Consider the following 18,794-nt stretch of genomic DNA (forward strand, 5'->3'; position numbering starts at 1 on the left):
AAGCATCCCCCTCTTTCCCCCGTAGGGCGTATGCGGTATTAGCCATCGTTTCCAATGGTTATCCCCCTCGACTGGGCAAATTCCTAAGCATTACTCACCCGTCCGCCGCTCGACGCCCAACAAATCATCCGAAGAATCTTTGTTGTCGTTTCCGCTCGACTTGCATGTGTTAGGCCTGCCGCCAGCGTTCAATCTGAGCCATGATCAAACTCTTCAATTAAAAAGCTTTTTGAAATCCGAAAACTCCGACTCAATGAATTACTGAATTAACTTGTTATAGTCACTCAGTGCAACATTGATATATGAGATATCAATCCTGCGCGAGTGCCCACACAGATTGTCTGACTAATTGTTAAAGAACAGCCACGAATTTTCGTCCGTAGCGGGATGCGAATGATACGCTTCCCAGCGTTCAAGTCAAGTGATTTTTTTCAAAACTAATTTGAGAAACTCGTTTCTGACTCGAACTCTTCGACCAAGCAAGCGTTTTACGCCGTTTGCCGTGTCGATGGAGGCGCATTATAGGGGGTTAATTTGCGCTGGCAAGGGCTAATATGGTGCTTTACATCTGTTTGTTCAGAAAACCGACTCGCACAGTGATAAAGTAATCAATTTGGGCATTTAGGGAGCTAGCCATGGCCATAAAACCGTTTTCAGGAATCACCCCCACTCTGGCCGATACCGCCTTTGTGGATCCCAGCGCCATTCTCTACGGCGACATCACCCTCTATGACGACGCCAGCATCTGGCCTCTAGTGGCCGCCCGGGGCGATGTTAACCAAATCACCATTGGCGCTCGCAGCAACGTTCAGGATGGCAGCGTTCTCCATGTTACCCGTCGCAGCGATGCCAACCCCGACGGCTACCCATTGATCATTGGGGAAGACGTCACTGTGGGACACAAAGCCATGCTGCACGGCTGCACCATTCGCAACCGGGTATTGGTGGGTATGGGCGCCATCGTCCTCGATGGCGCGGTCATAGAGGACGATGTGATTCTGGGGGCTGGCAGTTTGGTACCACCAGGGAAAACCCTGCAATCCGGCTACCTGTATGTCGGCAGTCCGGCCAAGCAGGCTCGCCCTCTTAATGACAAAGAACTGGCGTTTCTGGCCGTTTCCGCTGCCAACTATGTAAAACTAAAAAACGAATACCTGAGTCAGGCCTAGCGCAAAGGTCGAGATTTAAAACCTGCTCAGATGGCCGGGTGGTGCAACCAGATGCGCCCCTGGGCATCGAAGTTCTCCTCCTCGATCAAAGTCTCGGCCTCCTCTTCCAGATCAAACCTGAGCCGTTCAAACGCCTGAATCGCCTGTTCCTCATTACCGATTTCGGTATCACTCAAATGCGCCAGAGTTGGCAAAGCGATGAAACAGCCAACCCGCTGGCCTGCAACCATCGCCGTAAACTCTAACCACTGTTGCTGCCAGTCTACCGACAACTGGTCATTAAACAGGATTTGTTGATTCATGATGTTTGCCTCAATTGCTGCAACAACAACTCATGCACCGATGCCGGATCCGGCGCTTTCCCGGTCCAGAGTTCGAAACTGACCGCGGCCTGATTCACCAGCATTCCCAGACCGGCCAGCTGCCCTTCGGCTCCCGCTCGCTCGGCCCACTGCTGGAAAATGGTGGGTTTATCACCGTAAGCCATGTCGTAACACCAACTTGTCGGTTTCACGACCTTGGGATCGACCGGGGGCATGGCCGCAGCCAGCGATGCCGAGGTGCCATTGATGATCACATCAAACTGCCCCTCTATGTCAGCATAGCCGCCGCCCTCTATCTGGCCCAGGGAATGAAATGCCTTCGCCAGGGACTCAGCTTTGGACGCAGTGCGATTGGCGACCACAATCTTTCGAGGAGCCATCGCCAACAGTTCCGGCAAGACGCCTCTGACCGCACCACCAGCCCCCAGTACCAAAATATCCCGCCCCGCCAACTCAATGCCATGATGACGCAGATCCCGCACCAACCCCTCGCCATCGGTATTGTCCCCGCAGAGCGTGCCGTCCTGCCAATACAGGGTATTGACCGCCCCGGCCAGTCGGGCCCGTTCGCTCAATCGGTCACACAGCTCCGCCGCCTGCTGCTTGAACGGTAGGGTCACATTCGCCCCCCTCCCCCCTTGCTGATGAAATTGAGCCAGGGTCTGAGGAAATTGATCCAGGGGTGCTAGAATCGCTTCATAGCTGAGCGTCTGCTGAGTCTGACGGGCAAACTCCCGATGGATCAGCGGCGACTTACTGTGATTGATGGGATGGCCGAATACGGCGTATCTGTCCATTGATGCTGTCATTGTAAAAGGAGGTTCGATGCTATCTGTTATACGCCGCAAACTGGGCGCCAAGCAAGGAAATGCTCAAGATTCTAATGCCTATGATGCTGTCGGTGGCGAAGCGGTGATCCGTGCGCTGTCGACCCGTTTCTATCAACTGATGGATGAGGATCCTAAGTACCAGGCGCTACGCCAGCAGCACCCTCAGGATTTAAGTGACAGCGCCGAGAAGTTGAGGATGTTTTTATCGGGCTGGCTAGGGGGGCCGCCGTTGTTTGAGCAGGCCTATGGCCACCCAAGATTACGAGCGAGGCATCTGAGCTTTAGGGTCGACCGCCAGCAACGTGATCAATGGCTGGATTGCATGCGGCGAGCCCTGAATGACACGGTGTCACACAAGCAGGGCCGCCAGGCCATACTGAAGGCCCTGATCTCTCTGGCCGACCACATGCGCAATGTGGAAGAGGATTAGCCGAGCTCCGCCAGCCAATCCCGGGGCCGCAGGTAATCACGGTACAACCGCGCTTCTTCAGTCCCATCCTCAGGTGCATATTGATACTGCCACCGTACCAACGGTGGCATCGACATCAGAATCGACTCCGTTCTGCCGCCGGATTGCAGCCCAAACAGGGTGCCGCGGTCATACACCAGATTAAACTCAACGTAACGGCCACGTCGATACAGCTGAAACTGACGCTGCGCCTCGGTATAAGGGGTGGCCTTGCGACGTTCGACAATGGGAACGTAAGCGGGAATGAAACCCTCGCCCACCGCTCGCATAAAGGCAAAGCTGTCCTCAAACCCGGGCTGATTCAGATCATCGAAAAACAATCCGCCCACACCACGGGTTTCATCGCGGTGTTTGAGGAAGAAATAGCTATCGCACCATGCTTTGTATCGCGGATACACGTCATCACCAAATGGTTGGCACAGCGTATTAGCCACCCGGTGCCAGTGCAGCACGTCGTCGTCGTAGCCGTAATAGGGAGTCAGATCGAAGCCGCCACCGAACCACCAGATGGGGTCTGCCCCCTCTTTCTGAGCGATAAAGAAGCGAACATTGGCATGGGAGGTGGGAATATGCGGGTTCTTGGGGTGAATCACCAACGACACCCCCATGGCCTGAAAATGGCAGCCCTCAAGCTCCGGTCGCTGGGCCGTCGCCGAGGCCGGCATCTTGTCGCCAAAGACGTGGGAGAAATTAACCCCGGCCTGCTCAAACACGGCTCCGTCTGTCAGCACCCGGCTACGGCCTCCGCCGCCCTGAGCACGTTGCCACTGATCCTGCTGAAAATGAGCATCACCGTCGGCGGTTTCCAGACTCTGACAAATGCTGTCTTGCAGTGACAGCAAAAACTGTTTTACCTGTTCAATCCGTTGATCCATGGATCCCTCTTTGGGGCATCAATTGCCGCGCAGTATGTCGCCACTGATGGCGTCTCGAATGGTAGAGGGCGACAATGCCGCTCCTGTTGTGCTGTCAACAACCCCGTCCAACAAGCCCGTTAAACACGATTGTACCTCCGACACACTGCGCCCTGGCGCCTGACCGCTTAGGTTCGCACTGGTAGAGATGAGAGGTTTTCCAGATAAGCGCGCCAGTTCGGCCGCTTCGGGATGGGCGGTCACTCGTACCGCAATGGAATCAAATTTGCCGGAAATCCAATTCGGAACTCCGGCTTTCGCTGGCACCACCCAGGTAAACGGGCCGGGCCAGCTATCAAACATTCGGCTCAGTTGCTCGGCAGACAGCGCCGACTCATCCACATAGGGGCGCAACTGATCAAAATCTGCGGCCAGCAGAATTAAGCCTTTCTCTACCGGCCGCTGTTTGATGGCCAGCAAACGCATTACCGCGTCTCGATTATCGGGATCGCACCCCAGGCCAAACACCGCTTCGGTGGCATACGCAATCACGCCGCCGTTACGCACCAATTCAGCCCCCTGGGCAAGGGTAACGCGTTCACTCATACTGCTTAGCGCCCCAGCTTTTCCTGCAGCGCCGCGTCTTTGGCCATCACCGCTTCGGCGTTCTTCTGACGATCCGCCTTCACGCGCTCAGCCATCTCATCACTGGCAACCGCCAGCATCTGAGCCGCCAGGTAACCGGCGTTCTTGGCACCAGCCTTACCGATGGCCACGGTGGCAACCGGCACGCCACCAGGCATCATCACGGTGGACAGCAACGCATCATGCCCCTGCAGCGGGCCCGCATCGATCGGCACGCCAATCACCGGACGAGTGGTGATACCGGCAACCGCGCCAGCCAGGTGCGCAGCCAGACCGGCGGCGCAGATGAAGACTTTACAGCCGCGCTCTTCGGCACCATGCACATAGGCGTGGGTCGCTGCCGGAGTTCGGTGAGCCGAAGTCACTTTCACTTCAAAGGGAATATCAAAGCTGGACAGTACGTCCAGGGTGGATTGCATGACGGGCAGATCGGAATCCGATCCCATCAGCACTGCGACAAAGGGTGTAGTCATCGGGTACTTCCTTTTTATACCGTTTTATTATGGGTAGGGTACTTCGCCGGCGATTATATCGCTTCCCCCCGATATTTACAGGCTCGTTGTGGACAAATTAACCTCAATTCTCCCCGAATCCGTTTTTCCACCAGAATTTTCCAGCCACAGTCCGGGCAAGTTTGCGGGTGTGGAGGCTCGTTCACCACATACTTACATTTAGGGTAAGCGTTACATCCATAAAAGGTTTTTCCGGTGCGTCCAGAGCGCGCCACCAGTTGCCCTTTGCGGCACTCGGGGCAGGTAATGTCGGTCTGCGGCTCCTCTTCCCGCACAATAAAACTGCACTCAGGATAACCCGTACAGCCGATGTAGATGCCATAGCGACCCGACTTCAGCGCCAATGGCCGCTCACACTCGGGACACAGTTGATCCTCCATCACCTCGATAATGCCAACCTCCTGATGAGTCAGAGGACGGCTGTAGCTGCAGCCCGGATAACTCTGGCAGCCGAGAAATTGTCCACGCTTGCCATGGAGGATGTGCAACTCGGAGCCACACTGGGGACACACCTCGAACTCTCGCTCCAAAGCATGCTCATGGGCATTGAATAAACCGGTATCAATTCTACTCACGTCACACTTTTCCGCACAAAAAATGAACAATAATCGACAATAACTTCGTCGTTGATATAGTACCAGTGCCCAAGCCGGGGGGCACGGAGTTTGCGATTCGGTGAGCCACTCAGGATGTTGTATACCCCAATATACAGGAGCGACTGATGATGACACTCAGAACTTTCACTCTGAGCCTACTGACCCTGGCAGCCCTCAGTGGTTGTGCCACCCAGGCCCCCGCGCCGGATTTGGTGGATCTGTCGCTGGCGAACAGAGGCAATGCCGAGGTCATCAACGATCATCAGTTGGCCACCACCATCGCCACCTTTTCGCAACTGGTCGCTCAGCCGGAGCAGCATCACGATGCCCTGCTCAATCAGATGCAGTATCTGCGAGCCTACAGCTATTACGCCGACATCGACTTTATCGACCAGCCCCAATCCGACGCGTTTCACTCCGCCATGGAAACCCTGGGCCAGAATCTCGACCGCACTACTCCAGCCCTGATTGAGCAATGGAGCGTATTGCTGTATCGCTATTACGCTCAAAACGGTCTCGGTCGTGACCTGGGATCGCTGCCACAAAGCCAGATAAGGCTTCTGGCAGAGTTTGAGCAAATCGACAACCCCTCGATGGTTCAAGACTACGCCTTGTGGGAGTTGATTCGCAGCGCCGGTTTGTTGCTGGACTCAGTTCGGCGGGAGTCCCCAGAGTGCCCATTAAAGCAGGCTCTGCTGGCAACCGACCTGGATCAGGCACTGTTGCAGTTTGCCGCCAGCGATGGCGCCCGCCGCCCTTCTGGGGACTGGCCATTGAAAAATGCCTACTGGGCACTGGCCCAGTGGCAACTGAATCAACCCCAAGCACAATGGCCACAGCTGGAGCAAAGCGTTACCCAGATCGCCGAGTCTGACGTCAGCCAACGCGGCGATGCCGGTAAAGATGCCTTTACTTTGGGGTTTCTGGTCAACGCGTTCTACGGCATGGAAGGCTGTACCGGCCAGTTTGCCAACCTGTGCCGCCTGCCGGACGAGTCTGAGATTCTGCCCATCGAGCATCGATGCTCCGATAGCCTGTTCATCCGCACTCAGGACCTGACGCCGCGAGAATTGGCCCAAACCTGCAACAGACTCACCTCGCAGGAGTCCGAGTTTCATGAGCTGCTGGCCACCATGCGCGAACCGGTACCCGGCGATCAGAACCAGGCCCTCAAGGTGGTGGTATTTAAAAACTGGAGTCAATACAACGCTTACGGTCAGTTGTTGTACGACATCGCTACCGACAACGGCGGTATGTACATCGAAGGTAACTCTCAGATGCCTGGCAACCAAGCCACCTTCTACGCCTATCGGGCCTGGTGGCTGACGTCAGAATTTCAAGTCTGGAACCTCAACCACGAGTACGTTCACTACTTGGACGGGCGCTACGTTAAGTATGGCGATTTTGGCCACTTTGCCAGCAAGCAGGTCTGGTGGGCCGAAGGCATGGCCGAATACGTTTCCAAAGGTCATGATAACGACCAGGCACTGACGCTGGCCCGGGATTATGGCAGCGACAGCTGGCCCAGCCTGGAAGCGATCTTCAACACCGAGTACCACGACGGCCTGGACATGACCTACCGCTGGAGCTACCTGGTTGTGCGTTACCTGTGCGAATACGACCGAGCCGGGCTGCAGCAACTGGGCCAGGCACTCAAAAACGATGACTTTGAGGGATATCAACAGGGATTAACCACCTTGGCAGCCAAGCACCAAGCGGCTTACAACCACTGGTTGCAAGGCCTGGTCGATGCATTGCCCCAGGAGACCCTCCCCGTGGAAACGATGGGGCCGACGCCCCGCAAGCAGAATCGTTACGCCTATCGCGACTATCTTAAACCCGCGCACCTGGCGCTGGACGACAGCCACCTGCACATCTGACAGGCATGAAAAAGGGCAGCTCTGGCTGCCCTTTTCGAGTCACGCACATCCAGCACGGTCAGTGAATCAGACCCTCGGGTTGTTCAAACACCAGGTCTTCCATCTGCCGGTAGGCATCATCGTTGCCCGGGGCGTTGAACAACACCATCAACACCACCCACTTCAAGTCATCCAGGCTCAGAGGCTCCCCTTCGAGCTCCATCACCCGGTCGATGACCATCTCTCGAGTCTCACCGCTGAGCACCTGCACCTGCTCAAGGAACAACAGGAACCCGCGACAACCGGTGTCCAACTGCCGCTGCTCGGCGTCGGTATACACTCGCACACTGCGCATCGGAGTGGTGTACAGATAGGGCTTGTCATCACCGTCCTGCAGATCCGCCAGCTTCTCTATCCACACCAGCGCTTTGCCAATCTCCTCGGTTCTGAAGCCCGCCCTGCTTAGCTCCTCTGTTAGCTCTTCACGATCCAATAACAGCTCAACATCGCTTTGGACATAGGTCTCAAATAGGTACATCAGTATGTCAAACATGCGTTACCCTCCCCTAAGCCGGATGTAACCGCCGGACACTTGTGCTATCCGACCCTCTAACTCCAGCATTAACAGCTGTTCAAGCACAACATCTACTGGTAAATCGCTCCGAGCAACCACTACATCTACTGGAGTGGCCTCATAACCCACACTATCCAACAACTTCGGCAAAGGCAACTCGGAACCTGCCTTCACCACGGGCTCGATCGCTGGTGCAACCCCCATGGGCAGCAACTCTTCATAGATATCGACCGGATCATCCACCAGTTTGGCACCCTGTTTAATCAAATAATGCCCGCCTTCACAGCCGGGATTGTCCACCGACCCGGGTACTGCAAACACCTCCCGTCCCTGCTCGGCGGCGAGCCTGGCGGTGATCAGCGACCCAGACTTAATGCCCGCCTCCATCACCACGGTGCCGTAGCTCAAGCCGCTGACGATGCGGTTGCGCTGGGGGAAAAACTCCCGCCTGGGGCGCTGCCAAGGTAAAAACGACGACACCATGGCCCCTCGCTCACGAATCTGCTCAGCCAATGCAGTATGAATACGGGGATAGCAGTGATTCAGACCAGATCCCACCACTGCCACCGTGAATCCGCTGCGCAATGCGCCCCGATGTGCCTGCGCATCCACACCTTCCGCCAATCCGCTGACGATCACCCACCCCAGGGATGCCAACTGCTCCGCCCATTGCAGCGTGCGCTCCTTGGCCGCCACCGTCGCCCGACGACTGCCCACCATCGCCAGTGCCGGCCCCTGTAGTGCCGCCAGCTGCCCCTGAACAAACAGCATTAACGGCGGATCGGCAATCTGCTTCAGAGCCTGAGGGTAGTCCGGGTGATCCAACGGCAAAATGTGCTGCCCGGGTTGCTCTGCCCACGCCAGTAAGGCATCGATTCTGGCCATATCCGGATACCCAAGCTGCTGAGCCGTGGCAGGGCTGACTCCCGGCAGATCCCCCGCCAATGCCCACTGGCGCAATACCGAGGGCGATGCCAACTGCAGCAACGACAGGGTTTTCATCAACCCCAACCGCGGTGCCATCATCAATGCCGCCCAATCAGTCAGAGTATTGGGCATAACCAGACTCCGGCGATGGCGGTAACAACCAGTCAGTCAGCCTCAGAGGATGCCGAGCCGAGGTCACCACCGCCAGGCACACCCGCTGAAAACACTCAGCCAACACCACCCTACCCCGGTAGACCATGACAGTTCGCTGATCCGGCAATGGGCGGCGATGATAGGCAAACAGCACTTGACCAGGCCGGGCCCCGTCTTGAGTCCCTTTGTTGAGGTAGAGCAACTCCCCAGGCCCCATCTCCCGCATCTGTTGAGGACTGGCGATAATTTGTGCCTCTAATGTCGCCGGCGCCGCACCGAGATGAAAGAACAGCGGCGCCTCTAACTGAGGGGCCAGCGCATACAGCGGTGCCTGGGAAGCGGCTTCGAGGCGACTGTGAGTCAGCATCAGTCCTTGACCATCGGCCTGAGCCACGCCGGAGGCCGCCAGCACCAGTTCGGTGCCCAGCATCTGCCCGGACTCAGGGTCTCGCAGAGACTGGCGCTGCCGATACACCCCATAACTCTGCCCCGCCACCAGCGGCTCTGAACTGTACAGCGTGTCACCCTCGACATAGCGCAACCCGTCGCGACTGGCCCCCACCACCCGACTGCCAGGCTCCAGCAATGGCGGGTCCACGACGGTGACCCGTTGAAGAAATGGCCGTAGCCGGGAGAATGGCAGCAGTTTAATGGGTTGAGACGGCGACACACCGGCTCTGCTTACCCTCAACCTGGGTTGGCCATTTACCAGCGCCATGGTCAATCGATCACCGGGGTAAATCAGGTGCGGGTTGGCAATGGCCGGATTGATTTGCCATAACTGTGGCCATCTCCAGGGATCATCCAGATAGAGGCCGGCAATGTCCCACAGGGTATCTCCCTGCTTAACGGTATAGGTGTGCGGGAAATCGGATCGTAAAAAAAGAGCCTGAGAACACGCTATGGGTGAGAACAACAACAGCAACATCAGCAGCAATTGGGGCATCGAACATCCTTGTCGATCATTAACCACTCGGTCTGTGCCTGTTAAAGGCGTCGCCAAACAGTTAAAATTAGGCCAATGACAACCTAAATATAGACAGGTTGAGTGTTTTTACGATTTTGAAGATGAGATAAACCATGGCCATTATGGAAGTCTTGCGTTTCCCAGACGAGCGCCTGCGTACCGTTGCCAAGCCGGTAACCGAATTTGATGACAGCCTGCAGCAATTGATCGATGACATGCTGGACACCATGTACGAAGAGAAAGGCATTGGTCTGGCCGCCACCCAGGTGGACCGCCACGTTCAGGTGATCGTGATGGATCACTCCGAGGACAAATCCAAGCCGATGGTCTTCATCAACCCCAGCCTGTCCAACCAACAAGGCAGCTTCAGCAATGAAGAGGGCTGCCTGTCGGTACCCGGCATCTATGCCAAAGTGGATCGTCATGAGACCGTGACCATCACCGCTCAGGACCGCAATGGCGACACCTTTACCCAGGACGCCGATGAGCTGTTGTCCATCTGCATTCAGCATGAGATGGACCATCTGGCCGGTAAGCTGTTTGTCGATTACCTGTCGCCGTTGAAGCGCCAGCGCATTCGCCAGAAGCTGGAAAAACAGGCACGCCTCGACGCCAAACACGCCTAGGAGAAGGCCTTGACCCCATTAAAAATTGTTTTTGCCGGTACTCCGGATTTTGCCGCTCGCCATCTGCAGGCCCTGATTGACAGTGACCATCAACTAGTGGCCGTCTATTCTCAGCCGGATCGCCCGGCAGGCCGCGGCAAAAAGCTCACCGCCAGCCCGGTAAAAACCCTGGCCCAGAGTCATGACATTCCGGTTTTGCAGCCGAAATCTCTGCGCCAACCAGAGGCACAACAGCAACTGGCTGAGCTGGATTTCGACATCATGGTGGTGGTCGCCTACGGCCTGATCCTGCCTAAAGTGGTGCTGGACACCCCAAGGCTGGGCTGCATCAATGTCCACGGCAGCCTGCTGCCGCGCTGGCGGGGGGCGGCTCCGATTCAGCGCGCCATCTGGGCCGGCGACCAACGCACGGGTGTCACCATCATGCAGATGGATGAAGGCCTGGACACCGGCGCCATGCTGCACAAGGTTGAGCTGGCCATCGACGCCGATGACACGTCTGCCCGTCTGTATGACAAACTGGCGGAACTGGGCCCTCAGGGGCTACTGCAGGCACTGGAGAACATTGCCACCGGCAACGCCAGCGCCGAAGTTCAGGACGACACCCAGGCCAACTACGCCGACAAGCTGTCCAAAGAGGAAGCTCGCATCGACTGGAGCCAACCTGCTGAGTTTATTGAGCGCTGCGTTCGCGCCTTTAACCCTTGGCCAATCAGCCACTTTGAAGCCGCCGGACACAGTATTAAGCTTTGGCAATCCTCGGTGAGTCATTACGAAGGCGACGCCGCTCCCGGCACCGTATTGCAAGCCGACAAGCAGGGACTGATTATCGCCTGTGGCGACCAGGCGCTGAAACTGGACACCATTCAAATCCCGGGTAAGAAGGCGATGTCTGCCACCGAGGTGTTGAATGCCCGCAAAGAGTGGTTCGATACAGGGTCACAACTGCAATGAGTAAACGCAATGTCCGCGCCCAGGCCGCCTGGGTCATCGAACAGGTCATCGATAAGGGCCAATCGCTGGCTACCTGCCTGCCTCAAGCCCAGAGCCAACTAAGCAATCCCAAGGACAAAGGTCTGCTGGCGGAGATCTGCTATGGCGTCATGCGCCAACTGCCGGTACTCGACAGCCAGGTGCTCGACTGCCTAGAAAAACCCCTGAAGGGCAAGAAGCGCATCATTCACTGCCTGCTGCTGGCCGGCTTGTACCAGCTCAAGCACATGCGGGTTAAGCAACATGCGGCCGTAACCGAAACCGTCGAGGCCACCCGCCAACTAAAAGCCTCAGGCATGTCCGGCCTGGTGAACGGCATCATGCGCCGCTGCTGTCGCGAGTTGGACAGCCTGCTGGCGGCGCAGTTTGACGACGATGCCCGCACACACCTGCACTCCCGTTGGTTCATCGAACGGGTTAAGGCCGCCTACCCGGATCAATGGCAACAGATTCTGCACGCCAACAACCAGCATCCGCCACTCTGGTTGCGCAATAGCGTCCGCCACCAAAGCCGGGAGACCTACCTGGCTCAACTGGCGGAGCAAGGCATCGACGCCGTTGCCGGTGACAGTGACAATGCCCTGCGTCTGCTCAAGGCCACCGACGTCACCAAGCTTCCCGGCTTTGCCGAAGGGGGCCTGTCGGTACAGGATCAATCGGCTCAGTGGGCAGCGTACCTGTTGGATCCGCAGCCCGGAGAACGCATTCTGGATGCCTGCGCGGCCCCGGGAGGAAAAACCTGCCACCTGCAGGAGCGGCAGCCCGAGCTGCAGCACCTGGTGGCATTGGACATCGACGACCGTCGCCTGGCCCGAGTCCAGCAAAACCTGGATCGCCTCGGCCAGCAGGCGCAACTGGTGGCTGGCGATGCCGCCGATCCACAAGCCTGGTGGGACGGCATCCCCTTTGATCGCATACTGCTGGATGCACCCTGCTCCGCCACCGGTGTGATTCGCCGCAATCCGGACAGCAAGTGGCTGCGCCGCAATGACGACATCGACGCTCTGGCGCAGCTGCAACAGCGCATTCTGCATGCCAACTGGCGAATGCTGAAACCAGGGGGCACTCTGGTGTACGCCACCTGCTCGATACTTCCCGAAGAAAATGTGAACCAGATCAAGACATTTCTTCAACAGGTACCGGATGCTATGCTGCTTAGCATCAATCCGGACGACTCACAGGAAAAACCGGGCTGGCAGTTACTGCCTCAAGTGGAAGGCGGCGACGGCTTTTACTACGCCAGGTTGAAGAAAAAACAATAAGTTGCGATGAAAATCATCATTCTTGGAGCCGGCCAGGTCGGCGGCACGCTGGCGGAAAACCTGGTCGGCGAAAATAACGACATCACCATTGTCGACAACCATCAGGACACTCTGCGCAGCCTGCAGGACAAGTATGACCTGCGGGTTGTCCATGGCCACGCGGCCCATCCAGGGGTGTTGCAGGAGGCCGGAGCCGAAGATGCCGATATGCTGATTGCGGTCACCAACTCCGATGAAACCAACATGGTGGCCTGCCATCTGGCGTACACCCTGTATGGCACTCCCACCAAAATTGCCCGTATTCGTTCCGAGCAGTTTATGGCCCGTCAGGACGTGCTGTTCCAAAGTGGTGGTCACAATAACGACTGCCGCGGTCGGTTCTTCATCGATGAGTTGATCGCCCCTGAGCAACTGGTTACCCACTATATTCGACGCCTGATCGAGTACCCCGGCGCCCTCAAGGTGGTGGAATTTGCCGAAGGTCGAGTCAGCCTGGTGGCAGTGAAAGCCTATTACGGTGGACCTCTGGTCGGCAACGCCCTGTCGGCATTGCGGGAACACATGCCCAATATCGATACTCGGGTCGCCGCCATCTTCCGCCAGGGGCGGCCGATACTGCCCCGGGGCACCACGGTGATCGAGGCGGACGACGAGGTCTTCTTCGTCGCTGACTCCAAACACATTCGAGCGGTGATGAGTGAGATGCAGGAGTTGGAGTCCAGCTACCGCCATATCATGATCGCCGGCGGCGGCAACATCGGTTTTGGTCTGGCCAAAGCGCTGGAACCCTACCACGACGTTAAGCTTATCGAGCGCAATCCTCAGCGGGCGGCAGCCCTGTCCGAGTGGCTGGACTCCACCACGGTGTTCCACGGCGACGCTTCGGATCAGGAGCTGCTCAATGAAGAGCAGATCAACCAGACCGACGTGTTTATCGCGGTCACCAACGACGACGAAGCCAACATCATGTCGGCACTGCTGGCCAAGCGCTTGGGTGCCAAGAAGGTGATGGTGCTGATTCAGCGCGAGGCGTACGTCGACCTGGTCAAAGACGCCAACATCGACATCGCCATCTCACCTCAGCAGGCCACCATCTCGTCATTGCTGACCCACGTCCGCCAAGGCGACATCACCAACGTGTACTCGCTGCGGGACGGCGCCACCGAAGCCATTGAGGCGGTCGCTCACGGCGATGAAGCCACCTCTAAGGTGGTGGGCAAACAGATTCAGGACATTCGCCTGCCGCCGGGGACCACCATTGGCGCCGTGGTGCGCAAAGATCAGGTATTGATTGCCCACGACCGTACCGTTATTGAAGCCGACGACCACGTGATCATGTTCCTGGTGGACAAGAAGTACATCACCGAGGTCGAAAAGCTGTTTCAGCCCAGTGCGCTGTTCATCTAGCCCCAGTTACCATCATGATTAATATCAGGCCACTCTCTTTCCTGCTGGGGCTATTTCTGGCGGTGGTCGCCGGATTGATGCTGATTCCGGCAGGCGTCTCCCTGTACCACGCCGAAGGACTGGCCGGAGAATTTTTCAAGTCATCAATGATCACCTTTATCGCCGCCATGATGGCGGCGAGCACCGGCTTTCGCAGCCAACTGACCCTGAGCACCCGGGATCTGTATCTGTTTACCACCCTGACCTGGGTGGTGGTGTCCCTGTTTGCGGCACTGCCGTTTACCTTCTATCACCACATCAGCTATACCGATGCCTTCTTTGAAACCATGTCCGGCATCACCACCACGGGTTCAACGGTACTGTCTGGGCTGGATGACACCGCCTGGTCGATCTTGATCTGGCGGTCGCTGCTGCAGTGGCTTGGCGGCATCGGCTTCATCGTCATGGGAGTTGCGATCTTTCCGATGCTCAACGTCGGTGGCATGCGCCTGTTCAGAACCGAATCCTCAGACTGGTCCGATAAATGGATGCCGCGCACCCAGCTTATCGGCCGCGGTCTGGTTAAGGTCTACCTGCTACTGACGGCCCTGTGTTGCCTAGGTTATTTGGCTGCGGGCATGACGCCGTTTGAAGCCATCAATCACGCCATGACCACCCTGTCCACCGGCGGCTACTCCACCACCGACAGCTCCATGACTCACTTCAGTACCCTGGCCCACTGGAATGGCAGCCTGTTTATGTTTCTCGGCGGCCTGCCGATGCTGATTTTTGTGCAGATGGTGCACATGCGCTCGGTGACGGTGTGGAATGACCAGCAAGTAAAAGGCTACCTGGCCTTTGTCATCTGTGCATCGCTGCTGCTGGGCTGGTGGCTGAGCCACCAACAGCAGATGGAGTTCTTTCCGGCACTGACCCTGGCCACCTTCAACCTGATCTCGGTGGTAACCACCACCGGCTTTGCCTCCACCGATTACAGCGCCTGGGGCCCCGCCGCCAGCATCATCTTCTTTTTCCTGATGTTCGTAGGAGCCTGTTCCGGATCGACGTCTGGTGCCATTAAAATATTCCGCTTTCAACTCGCCGGCGCCGTGCTGCACAAGGCACTGCGGCAACAGATTCACCCATCGGCCCTGTTTCCGCAACGCTACAACCGCCGCACCATCAGCGAGGACATCGTCCGCTCTCTGGTGAGTTTCAGCATGCTGTTTATCGCCACCATCGTAGTGCTGGCACTGTTTTTGGTCTTGGTGGGCGTGGATCCGGTCTCCAGTCTCACCGGCGCGGTAACCGCAGTTACCAATGTGGGGCCGGGACTGGGCGAAGTGATCGGCCCGGCGGGGAACTTTGCCAGCCTGCCGGACGCGGCCAAGTGGGCACTCAGCCTGGGTATGTTACTGGGCCGACTAGAGATCATTACCGTGGCGGTGCTGCTCCTGCCGACCTTCTGGCGCTACTAGGATCAACTAGCCTCGGGTGACTATTGGGCGTCGCTATTCACCGGCGCCGCATCACCCGAGGTCAATTCTCCAACACGCTTACTGCGCCAGGGTGATCAGGTGACGGCCATAGGCCTTCACATCTTCCCAGTCGGTGTAATCGATAACCGCGTTCTTATCCGTTGGGCCGTTGGTCATCTTCATGATCATCTGGATCGCCAGCGTATCCAGCCAGCCCCAGGCCGGGTAATTGACCTTACCGGCAATCACCTTCATGTCTTTGGGCTTCCACGGAGACAGCTCCAGGAACTTCTGCATATAGCGATTGCCTTCGACCGTGGCTTTCTCCGGTGTGCGCGCCACCACCGACAGGTTAAAGAAACTGTTGGGCTTGGCCTCAATCTGCATGGCGTGGTCATCAATGAACTTAAAGAAGCCTTTGTCATAGGTGCCGTACAACACCGGTGCTCCCAAGGCAATGGCGTCGTAGCGGTCCCAATCAACCGATTCATGAACCGCTTCGTTGATGTCCATCATGTCGCACTCGTGGCCTTCGGCCCGCACGGATTCCATGATCACCCGCGCCACTCGGGCGGTATGGCCCCCTCGACTCATATACAGAACAAGTAAGCGTTTCACAAAACCTCCAGAAATTTCAGTATCGCATCATAATATGGGGCAATTCATGCCGTTAGGTATGGCAAAAGATCACATTTTTACTAGCAAAATAGTCAGATTACTTCAGAATCGAGATCTCGCACCGCTTAACAAAACGACGCAATGGGCTTAATATTAGTTATTGCTAAACTCTGAGGAACACTATGGCACTCACAATCGACTTGGAAACCATGACAGGGAATGCTCAACAAGCGTCGAAATTGCTAAAGACCATCGCCAACCCACATCGGTTGATGCTGTTGTGCCTGATTGGCAAGCAGGAGTTAACCGTGGGCGAACTGAATGAACAGGTTCCACTGAGCCAGTCGGCACTGTCTCAGCATCTGGCGGTACTGCGCAACGAAGGCCTGGTCACGACCCGCAAAGAGGCGCAACAGGTTTGGTATCAACTGGACAGCCCGGAAGTCGAAGCCGTCATTAACCTGCTGTACGATCTGTACTGCGGCAAAGGTCAGTAACCCCATCCAACCGGGCAGGAAGCCCTAGTGACTCTCTATTCGCTGCTCAATCGATCGGCGAAGGCTTCAACACGCCCCCAGTCCGTGTATTCCATCACCGTATCCGCTGCCGTCGGCCCCTTGGTCATCCACATAATGAAACGGATGATATTCCGGTCCCAGAAGGTTAACGACGGGTAGTTTATGGCGCCGGCAAACACATCCAGCAACTGAGGCTTCCAGCTAACCTGCTTAAGGAACTTGGCCACGTACATATTGGTATCGGCGGTGTTCTTAAGCGGCTTCCTGGCGACCAGGTTCACCGAAAAAAATGCGCTGCGCTTGCGATTCAGCAAGCCCTGATGTTGCTCCACAAACTCGATCACCGCCGGCCGGTACTTGCCATAACGGATACTGGCACCAATGACCACGGTATCGAAACTGTTCAGATCCAGGTTCGGAGTCTCGATGTCGGCCACCTGAACCTGATTTTCCGTTGCCTGCAGTCTGGCCTGCAATCGCTGGGCGATTTTCCGGGTTTGGCCATCTACGGTGGAGTACAGTACCACTATCCGTCTCACAGTCTTGTCCTCAACTCTTCCAGAACGCCGGTGTAAACAGCACCAACAGGGTAAAAATCTCGAGGCGGCCAAACAGCATCGCCAATATCAGGATCCACTTGGAAACATCACCGATGTCACCATAATGGGACGCGACCTGGCCCAACCCGGGCCCCAGGTTATTCAAGCACGCCGCGGTGGCACTGAAGGCCGAGATGTCATCCATGCCGGTGGCCAGCAGCGCCACCAGACACAAGGCAAACACCAGGGCATAGGCGGCAAAGAATCCCCACACCGCATCGATGACCCGATCCGGCACCGCCTTGTTATTGAGGCGAATGGAGAACATGGCTCGAGGGTGAACCAACCGCTTCAACTCCCGCCCCCCCTGCAGCAACAGCAACACAAAACGCACCACCTTCATGCCGCCCCCGGTGGAACCGGCACAGCCACCGACAAAACTGGACAGGATCAGCAGCACCGGCAAGAACAACGGCCACTCGGAAAAACTGTGGGTACCAAAGCCGGCGGTGGTAGAGATCGACACCGCCTGAAACAGGGCGTAATCCAGTGTCGACTCCGGCGAGTCATAGATGCCACTGTCCAGCAACACCAGGAAACACAGCAGGGTCAGTGACAACTGAAACAGCAGAAACACTCGAACTTCGGCATCGCGCCAGTAGTTACGAAGATTCAGTCCCCGGCGGCTAAACGCGCCAAAATGCAGACTGAAGTTGACGCCGGCAATCAACAAGAACACCACACAGATGGTGTTGATCAACTGGCTGTTGAACGCCCCCATGGACTCGTCGTAACTGGAAAAGCCACCAATGGAGACGGTGGAAAACGCATGGCCAATGGCATCAAAGGTACTCATGCCCGCCAGCCAGTAGGCACTGGCACAAGCAATAGTCAGCGCCAGATAGATGTACCACAGCGCCTTGGCCGTTTCAGCAATCCGCGGCGTCATCTTGTTGTCTTTCACCGGCCCGGGAGTCTCACAGCGATACAACTGCATGCCGCCGATGCCCAGCATCGGCAGGACGGCCACGGCCAGAACAATGATCCCCATTCCCCCTAGCCATTGCAGCAGGTGTCGATAAAACAACACCGCTTTGGGCAGGTGATCCAGGCCAGTGATCACCGTCGCACCGGTGGTGGTCAAGGCAGAGAACGACTCGAAGAAGGCATCGCTGGTCGACAGCGCCGGTTCGGAAGAGAGCAGGAAAGGAATGGCACCAATGGATCCCAGTACCGTCCAAAACAACACCACGATCAGAAACCCTTCCCGGGCTTTCAATTCCTCTTTGGTGTGGCGGTTGGGGTACCAAGCCAGCAAGCCGATGATCAAACTGATCACCAGCGCCTGCATAAAGGTCGACCCTTCACCGTCCTTGTAGATCACGGCAATCAATGCCGGAGGCACCATGGTGAGGCTAAACAGCATCACCAGCAAGCCGATAATGCGAACAATCGAACGATATTGCATCAGAGTTTTTGATTTCTATTGTTGGCGT

The 18,794-nt window shown here is 56.8% G+C and carries 21 protein-coding genes and 1 rRNA gene; 9 read left to right on the forward strand and 13 right to left on the reverse strand.

Annotated features, from left to right (window positions below):
• Nucleotides 1-220, reverse strand: a 16S ribosomal RNA gene (locus tag H598_RS0111565); the annotation flags it as partial.
• A gap of 415 nt (nt 221-635) precedes the next feature.
• Between H598_RS0111565 and H598_RS0111570 the strand changes: the two genes are divergently transcribed.
• Complete coding sequence (locus H598_RS0111570) at nt 636-1,169, forward strand: gamma carbonic anhydrase family protein (RefSeq protein ID WP_028113158.1); 534 nt, start codon at nt 636-638, stop codon at nt 1,167-1,169.
• 26 nt (nt 1,170-1,195) lie between these two features.
• Here the strand turns inward: H598_RS0111570 and H598_RS0111575 are convergent, their stop codons facing one another.
• Together H598_RS0111575 and aroE are read right to left on the reverse strand one after the other, a co-directional pair.
• The gene (locus tag H598_RS0111575) at nt 1,196-1,471 is read right to left on the reverse strand and encodes a DUF1488 family protein (RefSeq protein WP_028113159.1); all 276 of its coding nucleotides are present in this window, start codon (nt 1,469-1,471) and stop codon (nt 1,196-1,198) included.
• Complete coding sequence (gene aroE, locus H598_RS0111580) at nt 1,468-2,289, reverse strand: shikimate dehydrogenase (protein ID WP_028113160.1); 822 nt, start codon at nt 2,287-2,289, stop codon at nt 1,468-1,470. The genes H598_RS0111575 and aroE overlap by 4 nt, the downstream gene beginning before the upstream one ends.
• Before the next feature lie 28 nt (nt 2,290-2,317).
• On the opposite strand from aroE, the gene H598_RS0111585 reads away from it, so the two are divergent.
• Entirely contained in the window at nt 2,318-2,752 is a 435-nt protein-coding gene (locus tag H598_RS0111585) for a group II truncated hemoglobin (RefSeq protein WP_028113161.1), read from the forward strand.
• On the opposite strand, the gene hemF is transcribed toward H598_RS0111585, so the two are convergent.
• The 4 genes from hemF to H598_RS25995 are packed head-to-tail and all read right to left on the reverse strand — an operon-like array spanning nt 2,749 to nt 5,377.
• Nucleotides 2,749-3,666, reverse strand: coding sequence for an oxygen-dependent coproporphyrinogen oxidase (gene hemF / locus H598_RS0111590; RefSeq protein ID WP_028113162.1), 918 nt, complete (start codon nt 3,664-3,666; stop codon nt 2,749-2,751). The genes H598_RS0111585 and hemF overlap by 4 nt on opposite strands.
• Before the next feature lie 18 nt (nt 3,667-3,684).
• Entirely contained in the window at nt 3,685-4,251 is a 567-nt protein-coding gene (gene tsaC, locus H598_RS0111595; RefSeq protein ID WP_028113163.1) for an L-threonylcarbamoyladenylate synthase type 1 TsaC, read from the reverse strand.
• 5 nt (nt 4,252-4,256) lie between these two features.
• A complete protein-coding gene (gene purE / locus H598_RS0111600) occupies nt 4,257-4,763 on the reverse strand; it encodes a 5-(carboxyamino)imidazole ribonucleotide mutase (protein WP_028113164.1) in 507 nt (168 codons plus the stop codon).
• A 53-nt stretch (nt 4,764-4,816) separates the two neighbouring features.
• Nucleotides 4,817-5,377 (reverse strand): DNA topoisomerase family protein, encoded by a 561-nt coding sequence (locus H598_RS25995; RefSeq protein ID WP_084144433.1) that lies wholly within the window; start codon nt 5,375-5,377, stop codon nt 4,817-4,819.
• Between the two features lie 146 nt (nt 5,378-5,523).
• Between H598_RS25995 and H598_RS0111610 the strand changes: the two genes are divergently transcribed.
• Complete coding sequence (locus H598_RS0111610; RefSeq protein ID WP_028113166.1) at nt 5,524-7,278, forward strand: collagenase; 1,755 nt, start codon at nt 5,524-5,526, stop codon at nt 7,276-7,278.
• 58 nt (nt 7,279-7,336) lie between these two features.
• On the opposite strand, the gene H598_RS0111615 is transcribed toward H598_RS0111610, so the two are convergent.
• From H598_RS0111615 to H598_RS0111625, 3 genes are read right to left on the reverse strand one after another with little or no spacing between them, the layout of a single operon-like run.
• A complete protein-coding gene (locus H598_RS0111615; RefSeq protein WP_028113167.1) occupies nt 7,337-7,810 on the reverse strand; it encodes a DUF494 family protein in 474 nt (157 codons plus the stop codon).
• Between the two features lie 3 nt (nt 7,811-7,813).
• Nucleotides 7,814-8,890: a DNA-processing protein DprA gene (dprA, locus tag H598_RS0111620; protein ID WP_028113168.1), complete on the reverse strand. Its 1,077-nt coding sequence runs from the start codon at nt 8,888-8,890 to the stop codon at nt 7,814-7,816.
• On the reverse strand, nt 8,871-9,857 hold the full coding sequence (locus tag H598_RS0111625; RefSeq protein WP_028113169.1) for a LysM peptidoglycan-binding domain-containing protein: 987 nt from the start codon (nt 9,855-9,857) through the stop codon (nt 8,871-8,873). The genes dprA and H598_RS0111625 overlap by 20 nt, the downstream gene beginning before the upstream one ends.
• A gap of 134 nt (nt 9,858-9,991) precedes the next feature.
• On the opposite strand from H598_RS0111625, the gene def reads away from it, so the two are divergent.
• From def to H598_RS0111650, 5 genes are read left to right on the forward strand one after another with little or no spacing between them, the layout of a single operon-like run.
• Nucleotides 9,992-10,504, forward strand: a complete 513-nt coding sequence (gene def, locus H598_RS0111630) for a peptide deformylase (RefSeq protein ID WP_028113170.1) — start codon at nt 9,992-9,994, stop codon at nt 10,502-10,504.
• 9 nt (nt 10,505-10,513) lie between these two features.
• Nucleotides 10,514-11,458 carry a methionyl-tRNA formyltransferase gene (gene fmt, locus H598_RS0111635; RefSeq protein WP_028113171.1) on the forward strand — a complete coding sequence of 315 codons (945 nt, stop codon included), beginning with the start codon at nt 10,514-10,516 and terminating at the stop codon, nt 11,456-11,458.
• Nucleotides 11,455-12,759, forward strand: a complete 1,305-nt coding sequence (gene rsmB, locus H598_RS0111640; RefSeq protein ID WP_028113172.1) for a 16S rRNA (cytosine(967)-C(5))-methyltransferase RsmB — start codon at nt 11,455-11,457, stop codon at nt 12,757-12,759. The genes fmt and rsmB overlap by 4 nt, the downstream gene beginning before the upstream one ends.
• Nucleotides 12,760-12,765: 6 nt before the next feature.
• The gene (gene trkA, locus H598_RS0111645; protein WP_028113173.1) at nt 12,766-14,166 is read left to right on the forward strand and encodes a Trk system potassium transporter TrkA; all 1,401 of its coding nucleotides are present in this window, start codon (nt 12,766-12,768) and stop codon (nt 14,164-14,166) included.
• 14 nt (nt 14,167-14,180) lie between these two features.
• Nucleotides 14,181-15,623, forward strand: a complete 1,443-nt coding sequence (locus H598_RS0111650; RefSeq protein WP_028113174.1) for a TrkH family potassium uptake protein — start codon at nt 14,181-14,183, stop codon at nt 15,621-15,623.
• A 78-nt stretch (nt 15,624-15,701) separates the two neighbouring features.
• On the opposite strand, the gene hemG (H598_RS0111655) is transcribed toward H598_RS0111650, so the two are convergent.
• Nucleotides 15,702-16,241 carry a menaquinone-dependent protoporphyrinogen IX dehydrogenase gene (gene hemG / locus H598_RS0111655; RefSeq protein ID WP_028113175.1) on the reverse strand — a complete coding sequence of 180 codons (540 nt, stop codon included), beginning with the start codon at nt 16,239-16,241 and terminating at the stop codon, nt 15,702-15,704.
• Nucleotides 16,242-16,423: 182 nt separating this feature from the next.
• Between hemG (H598_RS0111655) and H598_RS0111660 the strand changes: the two genes are divergently transcribed.
• Complete coding sequence (locus H598_RS0111660) at nt 16,424-16,738, forward strand: ArsR/SmtB family transcription factor (RefSeq protein WP_028113176.1); 315 nt, start codon at nt 16,424-16,426, stop codon at nt 16,736-16,738.
• Nucleotides 16,739-16,773: 35 nt separating this feature from the next.
• Here H598_RS0111660 and hemG (H598_RS0111665) read toward each other — a convergent pair whose 3' ends face one another.
• Both hemG (H598_RS0111665) and H598_RS0111670 read right to left on the reverse strand, forming a co-directional pair.
• A complete protein-coding gene (hemG, locus tag H598_RS0111665; RefSeq protein ID WP_028113177.1) occupies nt 16,774-17,298 on the reverse strand; it encodes a menaquinone-dependent protoporphyrinogen IX dehydrogenase in 525 nt (174 codons plus the stop codon).
• Between the two features lie 10 nt (nt 17,299-17,308).
• Nucleotides 17,309-18,766, reverse strand: a complete 1,458-nt coding sequence (locus H598_RS0111670; RefSeq protein ID WP_028113178.1) for a TrkH family potassium uptake protein — start codon at nt 18,764-18,766, stop codon at nt 17,309-17,311.
• Nucleotides 18,767-18,794: the final 28 nt, after the last annotated feature.

The organism is Ferrimonas kyonanensis DSM 18153, from assembly GCF_000425405.1.
Taxonomy (GTDB): domain Bacteria; phylum Pseudomonadota; class Gammaproteobacteria; order Enterobacterales; family Shewanellaceae; genus Ferrimonas; species Ferrimonas kyonanensis.